The organism is Bacillus pumilus (assembly GCF_024498355.1).
GTDB lineage: Bacteria > Bacillota > Bacilli > Bacillales > Bacillaceae > Bacillus > Bacillus pumilus_P.
In genome coordinates, this window is the sequence record NZ_CP101833.1 from 1,534,895 (window position 1) to 1,548,619 (window position 13,725).

Annotated in this window: 16 protein-coding genes; all 16 read left to right on the top strand. The window is 40.9% G+C overall.

Annotated features, from left to right (window positions below; genetic code table 11):
* Positions 1 to 36: 36 nt before the first annotated feature.
* Positions 37 to 954 (top strand): tyrosine recombinase XerC, encoded by a 918-nt coding sequence (gene xerC, locus NPA43_RS07685; RefSeq protein WP_099725871.1) that lies wholly within the window; start codon positions 37 to 39, stop codon positions 952 to 954.
* 14 nt (positions 955 to 968) lie between these two features.
* Positions 969 to 1,514: an ATP-dependent protease subunit HslV gene (hslV, locus tag NPA43_RS07690; protein WP_024424181.1), complete on the top strand. Its 546-nt coding sequence runs from the start codon at positions 969 to 971 to the stop codon at positions 1,512 to 1,514.
* A gap of 16 nt (positions 1,515 to 1,530) precedes the next feature.
* Positions 1,531 to 2,931 carry an ATP-dependent protease ATPase subunit HslU gene (hslU, locus tag NPA43_RS07695; RefSeq protein ID WP_230030146.1) on the top strand — a complete coding sequence of 467 codons (1,401 nt, stop codon included), beginning with the start codon at positions 1,531 to 1,533 and terminating at the stop codon, positions 2,929 to 2,931.
* A 34-nt stretch (positions 2,932 to 2,965) separates the two neighbouring features.
* Positions 2,966 to 3,745: a GTP-sensing pleiotropic transcriptional regulator CodY gene (codY, locus tag NPA43_RS07700; protein WP_099725869.1), complete on the top strand. Its 780-nt coding sequence runs from the start codon at positions 2,966 to 2,968 to the stop codon at positions 3,743 to 3,745.
* A gap of 288 nt (positions 3,746 to 4,033) precedes the next feature.
* Positions 4,034 to 4,423 (top strand): flagellar basal body rod protein FlgB, encoded by a 390-nt coding sequence (gene flgB, locus NPA43_RS07705; protein WP_180275453.1) that lies wholly within the window; start codon positions 4,034 to 4,036, stop codon positions 4,421 to 4,423.
* Positions 4,423 to 4,875 carry a flagellar basal body rod protein FlgC gene (gene flgC / locus NPA43_RS07710; protein WP_024424179.1) on the top strand — a complete coding sequence of 151 codons (453 nt, stop codon included), beginning with the start codon at positions 4,423 to 4,425 and terminating at the stop codon, positions 4,873 to 4,875. The genes flgB and flgC overlap by 1 nt, the downstream gene beginning before the upstream one ends.
* A gap of 11 nt (positions 4,876 to 4,886) precedes the next feature.
* The gene (fliE, locus tag NPA43_RS07715; protein WP_007499609.1) at positions 4,887 to 5,204 is read left to right on the top strand and encodes a flagellar hook-basal body complex protein FliE; all 318 of its coding nucleotides are present in this window, start codon (positions 4,887 to 4,889) and stop codon (positions 5,202 to 5,204) included.
* Between the two features lie 49 nt (positions 5,205 to 5,253).
* Positions 5,254 to 6,846 carry a flagellar basal-body MS-ring/collar protein FliF gene (gene fliF, locus NPA43_RS07720; RefSeq protein ID WP_099725867.1) on the top strand — a complete coding sequence of 531 codons (1,593 nt, stop codon included), beginning with the start codon at positions 5,254 to 5,256 and terminating at the stop codon, positions 6,844 to 6,846.
* Positions 6,847 to 6,857: 11 nt separating this feature from the next.
* Positions 6,858 to 7,874, top strand: coding sequence for a flagellar motor switch protein FliG (fliG, locus tag NPA43_RS07725; protein ID WP_034317753.1), 1,017 nt, complete (start codon positions 6,858 to 6,860; stop codon positions 7,872 to 7,874).
* Positions 7,867 to 8,631 (top strand): flagellar assembly protein FliH, encoded by a 765-nt coding sequence (gene fliH / locus NPA43_RS07730; protein ID WP_256499559.1) that lies wholly within the window; start codon positions 7,867 to 7,869, stop codon positions 8,629 to 8,631. The genes fliG and fliH overlap by 8 nt, the downstream gene beginning before the upstream one ends.
* A complete protein-coding gene (gene fliI, locus NPA43_RS07735) occupies positions 8,628 to 9,944 on the top strand; it encodes a flagellar protein export ATPase FliI (RefSeq protein ID WP_099725865.1) in 1,317 nt (438 codons plus the stop codon). The genes fliH and fliI overlap by 4 nt, the downstream gene beginning before the upstream one ends.
* A gap of 7 nt (positions 9,945 to 9,951) precedes the next feature.
* Positions 9,952 to 10,395: a flagellar export protein FliJ gene (gene fliJ / locus NPA43_RS07740; RefSeq protein WP_099725864.1), complete on the top strand. Its 444-nt coding sequence runs from the start codon at positions 9,952 to 9,954 to the stop codon at positions 10,393 to 10,395.
* A gap of 12 nt (positions 10,396 to 10,407) precedes the next feature.
* A complete protein-coding gene (locus tag NPA43_RS07745; protein ID WP_256499560.1) occupies positions 10,408 to 11,109 on the top strand; it encodes a MotE family protein in 702 nt (233 codons plus the stop codon).
* Entirely contained in the window at positions 11,110 to 12,432 is a 1,323-nt protein-coding gene (locus tag NPA43_RS07750) for a flagellar hook-length control protein FliK (protein ID WP_230030149.1), read from the top strand. It abuts the gene before it with no gap.
* On the top strand, positions 12,432 to 12,875 hold the full coding sequence (gene flgD / locus NPA43_RS07755) for a flagellar hook assembly protein FlgD (protein ID WP_099725861.1): 444 nt from the start codon (positions 12,432 to 12,434) through the stop codon (positions 12,873 to 12,875). Before NPA43_RS07750 ends, flgD begins: the two co-directional genes overlap by 1 nt.
* Before the next feature lie 21 nt (positions 12,876 to 12,896).
* Positions 12,897 to 13,688 (top strand): flagellar basal body rod protein FlgG, encoded by a 792-nt coding sequence (gene flgG, locus NPA43_RS07760; RefSeq protein WP_099725860.1) that lies wholly within the window; start codon positions 12,897 to 12,899, stop codon positions 13,686 to 13,688.
* Positions 13,689 to 13,725: the final 37 nt, after the last annotated feature.

Genomic DNA, 13,725 nt, shown 5'->3' on the forward strand with positions numbered 1-13,725 from the left:
TGTGATACCATTTAAAAGCCTTAAAGAGGTGTAAAAATGACGAATAAACAGCGTCTTGTCCACTTATTCATTGAATATTTGCAAATTGAAAAAAACTATTCAGCTTTAACGATCTCAGGATATTCAGAAGCCATTGAAGAGTTTGTCAGATTTATGAACATTCAAGGAATAGACGGTTTTGAAGAGGTATCCTATCAAGATACGAGAATTTATTTAACAGAAGCTTATGAAAAAGGCCTGACAAGAAGAACGATTAGTAAGAAAGTCTCTGCGCTTCGCAGCTTTTATAAATTTTTATTAAGAGAACAGCTTGTGAAAGAAAACCCTTTTTTACTCGTTAGCTTACCAAAACAGGATAAGCGAATTCCTTCATTTTTGTATGAAGAAGAACTAAAAGAGCTTTTTACAGTTTCTGATGTAAGCACACCGCTTGGACAAAGAAATCAAGCCATTTTAGAAATTCTTTATGCAACAGGTATGAGGGTCAGTGAGTTATGTTCATTAAAAGAATCTGATCTTGATTTATCGATGGATACAGTGCTTGTTCATGGGAAAGGCAGCAAACAGCGGTATGTTCCTTTCGGTTCGTACGCACATGAAGCGCTGGTCACTTATTTAGAGGATGGAAGGCAGAAGCTGACAGCTAAGGCGAAAGAGCGTGCTGATGCGTATGTGTTTTTGAATCAGCGCGGAGCCCCTCTTACAGATCGAGGCGTTCGATTCATTCTCACTGAATTAATGAAAAAGGCGTCAGGCACATTACATATCCATCCTCACATGCTAAGGCACACCTTTGCCACGCATCTCTTAAACGAGGGGGCGGATTTGAGAAGTGTTCAAGAACTTCTCGGTCACTCAAACTTATCATCAACACAGGTGTACACGCATGTATCAAAAGATTCTTTAAGAAAAACGTACATGTCTCATCACCCAAGGGCTTTTAAACGATCCTAAAAGGAGGTTTTTTCATGTCATCATTTCATGCAACAACCATCTTTGCCGTTCAACATAAAGGAAAAAGTGCGATGGCTGGAGACGGTCAGGTCACATTCGGGCAGGCTGTCGTGATGAAACACACAGCAAAAAAAGTGCGCCGTCTTTTTGGAGGCAAAGTGCTCGCAGGTTTTGCAGGTTCAGTAGCAGATGCATTTACACTCTTTGAAAAGTTTGAAACAAAGCTTGAAGAATATGGTGGTAACTTAAAGCGAGCAGCTGTAGAACTAGCGAAAGAATGGCGAAGTGACAAGATGCTCAGACAGCTAGAGGCTATGCTCATCGTCATGAACAAAGAAAGCATCCTGCTCGTATCTGGAACAGGAGAGGTCATCGAGCCAGATGATGGTATTTTGGCGATCGGCTCAGGCGGCAACTATGCGCTTAGCGCCGGGAGAGCACTCAAAACACATGCAGGTGATCATCTCTCAGCTAGAGAAATTGCAAAGGCTGCTCTTGAAACGGCAGGAGAAATCTGTGTCTACACGAACGACCAAATCACTTTAGAAGAGCTTGAATAGAAAGGACATGAGACGTATGGAGAAAAAGCCGTTTACCCCAAGAGAGATAGTTGAAAAGCTTGATCAGTACATCATTGGTCAGCTTGATGCGAAAAAAGCAGTGGCGGTGGCTTTAAGAAACCGTTACAGAAGAAGTCTTTTACATGATAAGCTAAAGGATGAAGTCGTTCCTAAAAACATTTTAATGATCGGCCCAACAGGTGTGGGGAAAACAGAGATTGCCCGCAGAATTGCACGAATTTCTGGTGCGCCTTTTATTAAAGTGGAAGCGACGAAGTTTACTGAAGTTGGATATGTCGGCCGTGACGTAGAGTCGATGGTCAGAGATTTAGTTGAGACTGCGATTAGACTTGTCAAAGAAGAAAAGATGAAAGATGTTCAAGAAGAAGCAGAAAAACAAGCAAACAAACGTCTTGTTCATTTGCTTGTTCCTGGTAAGAAAAAGAGCCAGTCTGTGAAAAATCCTTTTGAGATGCTGTTTGGCGGTTCTGATGCAGACGACCGTGATCGAGATGACTCAAATGAAGAAGTAGAGCTTGAATCGACAAGAAAACGTATTGCTCACCAGCTGGCTATGGGTGAACTTGAAGATCATTATGTCACAATCGAAGTGGATGAGCAGCAGCCGTCCATGTTTGATATGCTTCAAGGCTCGGGTATGGAGCAAATGGGCATGAACATGCAGGATGCGCTCAGCAATCTCATGCCTAAAAAGAAAAAACGCAAAAAACTGACCGTCAGAGAAGCTAGAAAGGCGTTAACTGCTGAGGAAGCTTCAAAACTGATTGATATGGATGAAGTCAGTCAGGAAGCCGTCTATAAAGCAGAGCAGCAAGGGATTATTTTTATCGATGAAATCGACAAAATTGCCAAAAGCGGCGGTGCATCATCTGCAGATGTTTCTCGTGAAGGGGTTCAACGTGATATTTTACCGATTGTAGAAGGTTCAACTGTGATGACGAAATATGGGGCAGTGAAAACGGATCATGTGCTTTTTGTAGCAGCAGGTGCATTTCATATGGCGAAACCCTCAGATTTGATTCCAGAGCTTCAGGGGCGCTTCCCAATCCGTGTAGAATTAGATAAATTAAGTATAGAAGACTTTGTGAAAATCTTAACGGAACCAGATAACGCGTTATTAAAGCAATATAAAGCTTTACTTGAAACAGAAGGTATATCTCTTGAATTTTCTGACGATGCTATTCATAAGATTGCCGAAATGGCTTATCACGTCAATCAGGAGACGGATAACATCGGTGCAAGAAGGCTTCATACCATACTTGAGAAGCTGCTTGAAGAGCTCTCATTTGAGGCACCGGATATTACACTCGAGACGGTGACCATTACCCCTCAGTATGTAGAAGAGAAGCTAGGAAAGATTGCAAATAACAAAGACTTAAGTCAATTTATACTTTAACAAATGAATAAAGTAATCTAGGAGGATCATTATTATGGCGTTACTACAAAAAACAAGGATTATTAACTCAATGCTGCAAGATTCAGCGGGGAAACCAGTTAATTTTAAAGAAATGGCGGAAACACTGAGAGATGTCATTGATTCAAACATTTTTGTGTTGAGTAGAAGAGGGAAACTTCTTGGTTACTCAATCAATCAACAGATTGAAAATACACGTATGAAAAAAATGCTTGAAGATCGTCAGTTCCCAGAAGAATATACGAAGAGTCTATTCAACGTACCTGAAACTTCTTCAAACCTTGATATTAACAGTGAATATACAGCTTTCCCAGTTGAGAACCGTGATTTATTCCAATCAGGTTTGACAACCATTGTTCCGATTATCGGCGGTGGGGATCGTTTAGGAACGTTAATCCTGTCTCGTTTGCAAGATAGATTCACTGATGATGATTTAATACTTGCTGAGTACGGAGCAACAGTTGTTGGAATGGAGATCCTTCGTGAAAAAGGAGAAGAAATCGAAGAAGAAGCAAGAAGTAAAGCAGTTGTTCAAATGGCGATTAGTTCTCTTTCATATAGTGAGCTCGAGGCGATTGAGCACATCTTTGAAGAACTTGATGGAAACGAAGGACTCCTTGTGGCAAGTAAAATTGCAGACCGTGTCGGTATCACTCGTTCAGTGATCGTGAACGCCTTACGTAAATTAGAAAGTGCAGGCGTGATCGAATCTCGTTCTCTTGGAATGAAGGGAACGTACATCAAAGTGTTAAACAACAAATTTTTAATTGAGCTTGAAAATTTAAAATCTCATTAATCCAAAAACCCTTTTCGGCCGAAATAAATGCTGAAAAGGGTTTTTTTGTATGATAAAGGGGGATTTGTCCGAAAAATGACACTCTTTTTTCCAAGAAACCCCTTACAATTCTGTAGTGCTTTGAATCTAGGTCTTTGTGCCTATCTGTAAAATAGATATATATTACGAGTTTTTTTTACATATACATCATAGACTTTAATCCTATTATTTCTTACAATGAACATATGGTTTTACAAATCTCGACATGATTAAATGGAATGAAATACATATGATTGGAGGTATATGGTTTTGGATATATTTTCTGGAACGATAAGCAACCTTGAGAATGCCTTGGGTAGAGCGAATGTTAAGCAAAAAGTCATAAGCAATAATATCGCGAATATAGACACACCGAACTACAAGTCGAAAAACGTCGCATTCCATGATATGCTAAATGACGCGTCAATCAAATTAGATGCCAAAAAAACATACGAAGGTCACATTGATTTTTCTAAAACAGGGTCTAATTATTCAGTTGTTTCGAGCAACCGTACTTCTTATCAAGAAAACGGAAATAATGTCGATATTGATCAAGAGATGAGTGAACTCGCTAAAAACCAAATTCAGTATAATGCGTTGGTTGAAAGAATGAGCGGAAAGTTCAATTCTCTTAAAACAGTTTTGACAGGAGGTAAGTGATGTCGATTTTTTCAGGAGTTAACGCTTCGGCCTCAGCATTAACAGCACAGAGGCTCAGAATGGACGTTGTATCCTCGAACCTTGCAAATATGGATACAACAAGAGCTAAACAGGTTGATGGTAACTGGGAGCCTTATAGACGTAAGCTCGTCACATTACAGCCGTCAGGTGAATCATTTTCATCTATATTGAACTCAAGTATGAATTCGAGCGGCAAATTAGGAAACGGCGTCAAAGTAACGAAGATTACAGAAGACGAAACTCCATTCAACCTTCAATATGACCCTACAAATCCCGATGCCAATGAAAATGGATATGTTCAAACACCAAATGTTGATCCATTAAAGGAAATGGTTGACCTCATCAGCAGCTCAAGGTCATATGAAGCAAATGTGACTGCGCTAAATGCGAATAAAAGCATGCTGATGAAAGCTTTAGAAATAGGAAAGTAAGGTGAAAAGAATTGGTTAATGCAATATCTCCTTTCCAGCTTCAAACCGCTCAGCAAGCAAGTGAATTGACGAATGCATCGTCTGTGCAGGCGGCTGCACCTAAAAGCCAAACGAATTTCTCTGATGTGCTGAAAAATTCCATTGAGGCATTAAATCAATCACAGCTGAAATCAGACCAGTATACAAATGCTCTTGCACAAGGTAAAGATGTCAATCTCGATGAAGTCATGATTGCTTCGCAAAAAGCGAGTGTGACACTCACAGCTGCGACGGAGTTTCGAAATAAAGCAGTCGAAGCGTACCAAGAGATTATGAGAATGCAGATGTAGGAGGTGCTGACGGACAAAAAAAGACTGAATGGAATGACCGGGGGTTAAGATGAATCGTACTTTAATGCAATTAAGAACAAAAACAGTTGAGTTTTGGCGAAATCGATCAAAATTACAAAAAATACTCATGATTGGCGGCGTTGCTGCCCTAGCAATCATTATTACGGTTGTTAGCATCTTTGCTTCTTCTGAAAAAATGGTTCCGCTGTTTAGAGATTTGTCTGAGGCAGAAGCAGGGCAAATTAAACAGGAACTGGATGGCAAAAACGTCAAATCGGAACTCGCAAATAATGGAACGACGATTTTAGTTCCAGAAAAGCAAGCAGATTCTTTAAAAGTCACTCTCGCATCAGAAGGACTTCCTAAGACAGGGAATATTGATTATTCCTTCTTTGCGAACAACTCCGGCTTCGGTTTAACAGATAATGAATTTGATGTTCTGAAAGTAGACGCAACTCAGACAGAACTATCCAATCTGATCAACACGATTGATGGGATTAAAGATTCAAAAGTTATGATTAACCTGCCTAAAGATTCCGTTTTTGTTGGAGAAGAGCAAAGTAATGCATCAGCATCAATTGTGTTGCAAGTTGAGCCTGGCTACACGCTTACTCAGCAGCAAGTAAAAGGCCTTTATCATCTTATTTCAAAAAGTGTGCCGAATTTAAAAACAGAAAACATTGTCATTATGGACCAAGATTCGAACTACTACGACTTAAATAGCAGCTCCGATTCCTATGCAAGTGGAATGGATGCGCAGCAGCAGAAAAAAGAAGAAATTGAAAAGAACCTTCAAAGAAAAATTCAACAGCTGCTCGGAACGATGATGGGTCAAGAGAAAGTGGCCGTATCGGTCACAACAGACATTGATTTCACTGAAGAAAAAAGAAAAGAAGACCTAGTAGAGCCAGTTGATAAAGAAAACATGCAAGGCATCGCTGTCAGCGCTGAAAAGATTGCTGAAACCTATTCAGGTAATGGCGCAGCAGCTGGAGGCACCGCTGGAACAGGCGACAATGATGTCACAAATTATCAAGGCGCCGATGGAGCAAATGGAAGCGGAAATTACGAAAAGAATGAAGATCGTATCAATTATGAGGTAAACCGCATTCATAAAGATATCAAAGAAAGTCCTTATAAAATCAGAGACGTTGGCATTCAAGCATTGGTTGAACCACCAACTGCAAACGATGCGAACTCTTTAACTGCTGAAAGGCAAGATGATATCAAAAAGATTCTTTCAACGATCATTAGCACATCGATTGATAAAGAATACACAAATGGTCAAGCGCTCACTCAGGCTGACTTAGACAACAAAATCGTTTTATCTGTATCAAAATTAGACGGTAAACAGCAAACAGCAGCAGAAAACCCTTCAAACAATATTCCGATCTGGGTTTATATTGTAGGCGGTGTGCTACTCCTTGCAATTATCGCTCTCATTATTCTTCTTGTGCGTAAGCGCAGAAAAGAAGAGGAAGAAGAGTTTGAGCTTGATGAACGTTCACCAATCCATGTTCCTGATATCGATACTGAACCAGAAACAGAAGAAATGGTGAGGAAAAATCAGCTTGAAAAAATGGCAAAAGAAAAACCAGAAGACTTTGCTAAATTGCTACGCAGCTGGCTGTCCGAGGATTAGGAGGAATACACATGTCGAGAAAAGATCCAAATCGACTAACAGGCAGACAAAAAGCAGCAATCCTAATGATTTCCTTAGGGCTAGACGTGTCAGCATCTGTATACAAACATCTGTCTGAAGACGAAATAGAAAAATTAACATTAGAAATTTCCAATGTACGAAGTGTAGATACTGCTAAAAAAGATGAAGTCATCGAAGAGTTTCACAGCATTGCCATCGCGCAGGACTACATATCACAAGGCGGCCTTATGTATGCAAGACAAGTGCTTGAAAAAGCGCTTGGTGAGGACAAAGCGGATAGCATCTTAAACCGATTGACATCCTCTCTTCAAGTGAAACCATTTGATTTTGCTAGAAAGGCTGACCCGGAGCAAATCCTAAACTTTATTCAACATGAGCATCCACAAACCATTGCGCTCATACTTTCCTACTTAGATCCAGTACAGGCTGGGCAAATTTTATCTGAGTTAGGCGAGGATGTACAAACAGAGGTTGCGAGACGAATTGCCTTAATGGACCGCACATCTCCAGAGATCATCAATGAGGTGGAACGCATTCTTGAACAAAAGCTTTCTTCAACCTTTACGCAAGACTATACCCAAACGGGCGGGGTCGAAGCGGTTGTGGAAGTGTTAAATGGTGTAGACCGTGCAACGGAGAAGACCATTTTAGATACACTTGAAATTCAAGATCCTGAGCTTGCTGATGAAATTAAGAAACGTATGTTTGTCTTTGAAGATATTGTCACTCTTGATAGCAGAGCCATCCAGCGAGTCATTAGAGATGTTGAAAATGATGACTTATTGCTCGCCCTCAAAGTGGCAAGCGAAGAGGTCAAAGAAATTGTCTTCCGCAACATGTCCCAGCGGATGGTCGAAACGTTCAAAGAAGAAATGGAGTTTATGGGGCCTGTCCGGCTTAGAGATGTCGAGGAAGCACAAACCCGTATTGTCAGCATCGTAAGACGACTCGAGGAAGCTGGAGAAATCGTCATAGCTCGAGGCGGAGGAGACGATATCATTGTCTAGGATTATCAAACATGAAACATCTGTTATTCCTGAGCAAGGCCGGCAAACGATTCCTTTGCAGCAAGTGGAGTTCAAAAAAGAACATCACGAAGAGGAGCTTTTCAATGAAACGGAAGCATCACAGCTTATCCTAAGTGATGCAGAAGATCAAGCAAGCCGTATTCTAGAACAAGCAAACAGTGAGCTAGAAAAAACAATGGCTGAAATCAATCAGCGCCGAGCTGATTTTGAAGCAGAAAGAATGCAGCTCATTGAAGAAGCGAAACAAACTGGTTATCAAGAAGGCTTCCAAAAGGGCGAGGCAGATGCGAACTTGCAGTACCAAGCTATGCTTGATCAAGCAAATGACATTGTCAATCTTGCGAAACAGGACTATGAAGAAAAAATTGAAAGCTCTGCTGAAGAAATTGTGGAACTGGCTTTCGAACTCGCCAAACGAGTTTGGTATGCAGCTGAGGACACGAAAGATCAATTTTTAGCTATTGTGAAGCAGGTCATTTCAGAAGTGAAAGAATATGATGATATTTCCATCTATGTCGACCCTGAACATTACGAGCATGTGATGCAATATAAAGACGAATTGATCAGAATTCTTCAAAAGGATACACATCTTGCCATATACTCGGATGAAAAAGCACCAAAAGGGACTTGTTACGTAGAAACAAGCTTTGGAAAAGTGGAAGCGAGTGTTGATACACAAATGAATCAGTTAAAAGAAAAACTCTTAGAAGTCATTGATTCAGGTGATCACAAATGAACATAGATGTGTTAAAAGAAACGATTGAAACCGCCGATCCTTATAAACGATTTGGTAAAGTCAATCGAGTTGTTGGGCTGATGATCGAGTCCAAGGGGCCAGAGAGCTCTGTTGGAGATGTTTGTCTCATTCATAAAAAAGGAAGTAAGCGCCATCCGATCAAAGCAGAGGTCGTTGGTTTTAGAGATGAAAACATTCTGCTCATGCCTTATGTTGAAGCATCCAATATCTCACCAGGAAGTCTAGTTGAAGCGACAGGTGAGTCGTTAAAGGTCAAAGTAGGTACTGGCTTAATTGGTGAAGTCGTTGACGCATTCGGTGATCCACTGGACGGCAGTATGCTTCCAAAGGGACTTGCACCTGTTTCGACAGAACAGTCTCCTCCAAACCCGATGGACAGGCCGCCGATTAGAGAAAAGATGGGCGTTGGTGTCAGAGTGATCGATAGTCTGCTCACAGTTGGCACTGGTCAAAGGATCGGGATTTTTGCTGGAAGTGGTGTTGGAAAAAGTACCTTAATGGGAATGATTGCAAAGCAGACAGAAGCGGATCTAAATGTCATTGCCCTTGTTGGAGAGCGTGGCCGTGAAGTTCGTGAGTTTATCGAAAAGGATTTAGGTGCTGAAGGACTGAAGCGTTCGATTGTTGTCGTCGCAACTTCTGATCAGCCCGCACTGACGAGAATGAAAGCAGCCTATACAGCGACAGCCATTGCGGAATATTTCAGAGACAGAGGCAAAAATGTCATGTTTATGATGGATTCTGTCACGAGGATCGCCATGGCACAAAGGGAAATAGGTCTTGCAACAGGCGAACCGCCAACTACAAAAGGATATACACCTTCAGTGTTCGCTATACTGCCAAAATTGCTTGAACGAACTGGAACGAATCAGCTTGGTTCCATCACAGCGTTTTACACAGTGCTTGTTGATGGTGACGACATGAATGAGCCGATCGCTGATACAGTCAGGGGGATTTTAGATGGCCACATTGTACTTGATCGTGCTTTAGCAAACAAAGGACAATTTCCCGCTGTCAATATTCTGAAAAGTATCAGCCGTGTCATGAGTAATATAGCAAGTCATGATCACAAGGAAGCGGCCAATCGGTTCCGTCAGCTTTTATCCACTTATCAAAACGCTGAAGACCTCATTAACATTGGAGCATATAAAAAAGGCTCCTCTAAGGATATTGATGAGGCCATGCAGGCTTATCCTCATCTTATTTCATTTTTGAAACAGGATGTAGAAGAGGCTGTATCTATTGAAGACAGTGTAAATTTATTGCTCGGTTTGATGAATAGAGAGGATTGACAAAAAAGTGAGATATCAATACAAATTTCAAAAGCTCTTGGAACTGAAAGAAAGTGAAAAAGACAAATCACTCTCAGCGTATCAACAATCCGTTTCCGCATTTGAGCAAGTCGCTGAAAAACTCTATGAAAATATGAGTAAAAAAGAGCTAATGGAAAAAAGCAAAGAAGAAAAGCTGAGAAGTGGAATGAGTGTCCAAGAAATGCGTCATTACCAGCAATTTGTGACCAACTTAGATAACACCATCCAGCATTATCAGCAACTTGTGATCATGAAACGTCATCAAATGAATGAAAAACAATCTGATTTAACTGAAAAAAACATTGAGTTTAAAAAGTTTGAAAAAATGAAAGAAAAGCAATTTGAAAAGTTTTCCCTTGAACATAAGGCAATTGAAATGAAAGAAATGGATGATATCTCTATCAGCCAATTCATGTTTCAAGGACATTAGGAGTCGAGATGAATGCCTAAGAAGGAAAAAGCGAAGGAATCAAGCGGCGGAAAATTTCAATGGATCTTGTTTATTGTCATCATCCCATTGATTGTGCTTGTGATTGTAACTGGCACAATCCTTTATATTGCGGGTTTTGATCTAAAGAAACCGCTCCAAAACATTCCAGTGATCAGCAGTTTGGTTGGTTCAGATGACAGCTCAAAAACGTCATCTTCACATAATGATCAACGTGATGAAGAGTTGGAAAAATTGAAAAATACCATTAAAGAGCAAAAAAATGAACTCGAAATTGCACAAAAAGACTTGAAAACAAGTGATGAAGAGATTAAAAGACTGAACCAAAAAATCAATTCACTTGAAAAAACAACTGAAAATGACGCAGAAAATACGTCAGCAAATGACAGTTCATCAAACAACAGCTCATCAAACAATACGTCAGGCAATAACGCAGCAGGGACAACCTCTGATGGGGCAGCAGCCTCTAACCAGAAAACTAAAGGGAAGATTACCAGCATTTATGAAAGCATGGACGCAGGGAAATCCGCCAAAATTTTATCAGAATTAAGTGATAAAGAGGCTTTGAAGATCCTTGAAGAGCTGAGCAAAAATAAACTAACAGACATATTAGCAAAACTAACACCTCAGAAGGCAGCTACGTTTACGAAAGAGCTTGCTAAAAAAGAAGAAAGTGAAAATGGGGGTGGACAATAAGTGAAGCTATTGGATATTGGAGCCTTACAGCAATCGTCTCAAGGTCTCTCGGGACCAAAGGGGGGCGGCGTGGCATCTGCACGCGGGTTGTTTAAACAATTACTTAGCGGGGCAGGCGTACAAAGCGGTCTAGTTAATGCTGAGACAGCGGATGCCTCTCTTTCCATCAATGATGCGATGCAAATCATTGAAAAATGGATGCAATCACCTGAAAAAGGGATCGACGGAGACCTTCTTGGCGCGCTTCAAACACTTCAAGGTCAAACGCTTGATTCGTCTGATCTCAAGTCACTAGAAGAGTTATTTCAAAAAATGGAATCATCCATTTACGGTGATCAAGCTGATAAGCAAACTTCTGAACATAGTGAGCAGCTCATACAAGTCCACTTTTTCTTATATCAACTGCTCAATCAACAGCCGCTCAGCTTTGATGCAAAGCTAGTGAAGGATATTGAAGCAAAGGGTCAAGACTTCATCCACTTTCTTTCGAAAAATGGGGTGGATGAGAAACTGATTCAGCAAGTAAAAGAGCAGTTTTTCTCGCAGGGTTCAGCACCAAAGCTGAATTCAATGTCTCAAAGTGAGCTGAAACACTTTAATCAGTTAATCGACCATATGATGGCGAATGCGAAAGGGTCAGATAAAGAGTGGAAAATTTCTCTAGGAGAGTTGAAAGAATTGGTCTCTCCAAGACAGGAATCTGCTCTTGCTTCCCCGGCAAAAGGTGCTGCCTCCCTTGAATGGCTCATCAAAAAGGAAGTTGTCAAAGGACAAAGCACTTCTGCACCTGCTTCTGAAAAAACGATCACTCATACGCTTTTTCAAGGTCATAAGCAGTTTTTTCAATTGCAATCAGCAGCTCCTGTTCAGCAGACACATACAACTGATGAAAAGCCCGGAACGGTTGATCAGCAAATTCTAAATACGTGGAAGCAAATGAAATTCACGCCATTTGGCAACTCAAGCGGACGCTTTACCGTTCGATTAAATCCAGAGAATCTCGGATTTATCACAATTCAGCTGACGAAGCAAAATGGTATGTATGCGAGTAAAATTACAGCTTCGACACAGGCGGCGAAAGAGCTGTTAGAGCACCATCTGCCGCAGCTCAAACAGGCGCTTCCGAATATGTCGGTTCAAGTGGACCGTTTCCATATACCGCTTCAATCAAATGAACAGCCGTTATTTGGACAGTTTAGTGAAGAAAACAAACAGCACCAGTCAAAAGGGCAGAATTCTCAGCAGTCTGATGAACAGGAAGCGGAATTCCAGGATGTACTGGACGCTCTTGTTGGGTCAGATGAAGAAGAGGAGGAGATCTAATGGCAACAGTTGATTCTACTAATAGAGCAACCGCAACAACAGACACTTCTTCAAGTGCAGCAAAAAAAACAGACACGCTGGGACGAGATCAATTCTTGAAAATATTACTCACGCAGCTTCAAAACCAAGATCCGACAAACCCAATTGATGACCGTGAGTTTGTCACGCAGCTTGCAACATTTTCTTCTTTAGAACAGCAAATGAATATGAACGAATCAATCACCCAGCTGAATCAGGTCATGTCTACATTTGTTGCACACCAAGATCCATTTACGACATATGTAGGCTGGATTGGTAAAGAAGTAGCGGGCAAACAAGATGATAAAGACATATCTGGCACTGTGAAGTCTGTGAAAAACATAAACAATGAATATTTCCTATATCTAGAGGATGGAACGAAAATCAGCCCTTGGGACGTTACAACTGTTGGAGAAAAATCGTAAGCAAATCGAGGAGGAAAATAAATGTTACGCTCACTTTACTCAGGAATTAGCGGAATGAAAAACTTCCAAACGAAATTAGATGTTGTAGCCAATAACGTGGCCAACGTGAATACACACGGATACAAAAAGAGCCGAATCACTTTTAAAGATATGGTCAGTCAGACAATTGCAAGCTCTGGTGGACCGACAAACAACTCAGGTTCGATCAACTCGAAACAAGTTGGACTAGGATCTTCTTTGTCATCTATTGATAAGATCATGTCAGCGGGTGCTTCCCAAAATACAGATGAACCGTATGACTTCTATATCAATGGTGATGGATTCTTCCGTATTGAAAGCCAAGGAGAAATTCTTTATACAAGAACTGGGAATTTCAAACCTGATTCAGAGGGCAGCTTAGTCACTCCTGATGGAAACTATCTACTTGGAATGGATGGACAAAAAATAACGATTCCAGATGGCATTTCAAGTGTGAGTGTTGGTCCAGACGGAACGATTTCGGTTGTTGAAAATAATGTATCGAGAACCGTTGGACAGGTTTCACTCGTGTCATTCCGAAACGCAGGAGGGCTTGACAAAGTCGGAGACAATCTTTACCGCCAAACGCTAAGCTCAGGTGCACCAAGTAATGCCATCGTACCTGGTGAAGAAGGAACAGGTGTCATCCAAACAGGTAGACTTGAAATGTCAAACGTTGATTTAACAGACGAGTTTACAGAAATGATTATCGCGCAGCGCGGATTCCAATCGAATGCAAAGACGATCACAACATCAGATGAAATTCTGCAAGAGCTTGTGAATCTGAAACGATAGGAGGTAGGGGGAGCGGTTTATCGCTTCTCTGCTTAAT

Bases quoted from the DNA above. Each gene is read 5' to 3' on its own strand.
- flgD (WP_099725861.1), top strand. From the start codon at position 12,432: ATGGCAACAGTTGATTCTACTAATAGAGCAACCGCAACAACAGACACT.
- fliF (WP_099725867.1), top strand. From the start codon at position 5,254: ATGAATCGTACTTTAATGCAATTAAGAACAAAAACAGTTGAGTTTTGG.
- fliG (WP_034317753.1), top strand. From the start codon at position 6,858: ATGTCGAGAAAAGATCCAAATCGACTAACAGGCAGACAAAAAGCAGCA.
- NPA43_RS07745 (WP_256499560.1), top strand. From the start codon at position 10,408: ATGCCTAAGAAGGAAAAAGCGAAGGAATCAAGCGGCGGAAAATTTCAA.
- codY (WP_099725869.1), top strand. From the start codon at position 2,966: ATGGCGTTACTACAAAAAACAAGGATTATTAACTCAATGCTGCAAGAT.
- xerC (WP_099725871.1), top strand. From the start codon at position 37: ATGACGAATAAACAGCGTCTTGTCCACTTATTCATTGAATATTTGCAA.
- flgG (WP_099725860.1), top strand. From the start codon at position 12,897: ATGTTACGCTCACTTTACTCAGGAATTAGCGGAATGAAAAACTTCCAA.
- hslV (WP_024424181.1), top strand. From the start codon at position 969: ATGTCATCATTTCATGCAACAACCATCTTTGCCGTTCAACATAAAGGA.
- fliI (WP_099725865.1), top strand. From the start codon at position 8,628: ATGAACATAGATGTGTTAAAAGAAACGATTGAAACCGCCGATCCTTAT.
- flgC (WP_024424179.1), top strand. From the start codon at position 4,423: ATGTCGATTTTTTCAGGAGTTAACGCTTCGGCCTCAGCATTAACAGCA.
- hslU (WP_230030146.1), top strand. From the start codon at position 1,531: ATGGAGAAAAAGCCGTTTACCCCAAGAGAGATAGTTGAAAAGCTTGAT.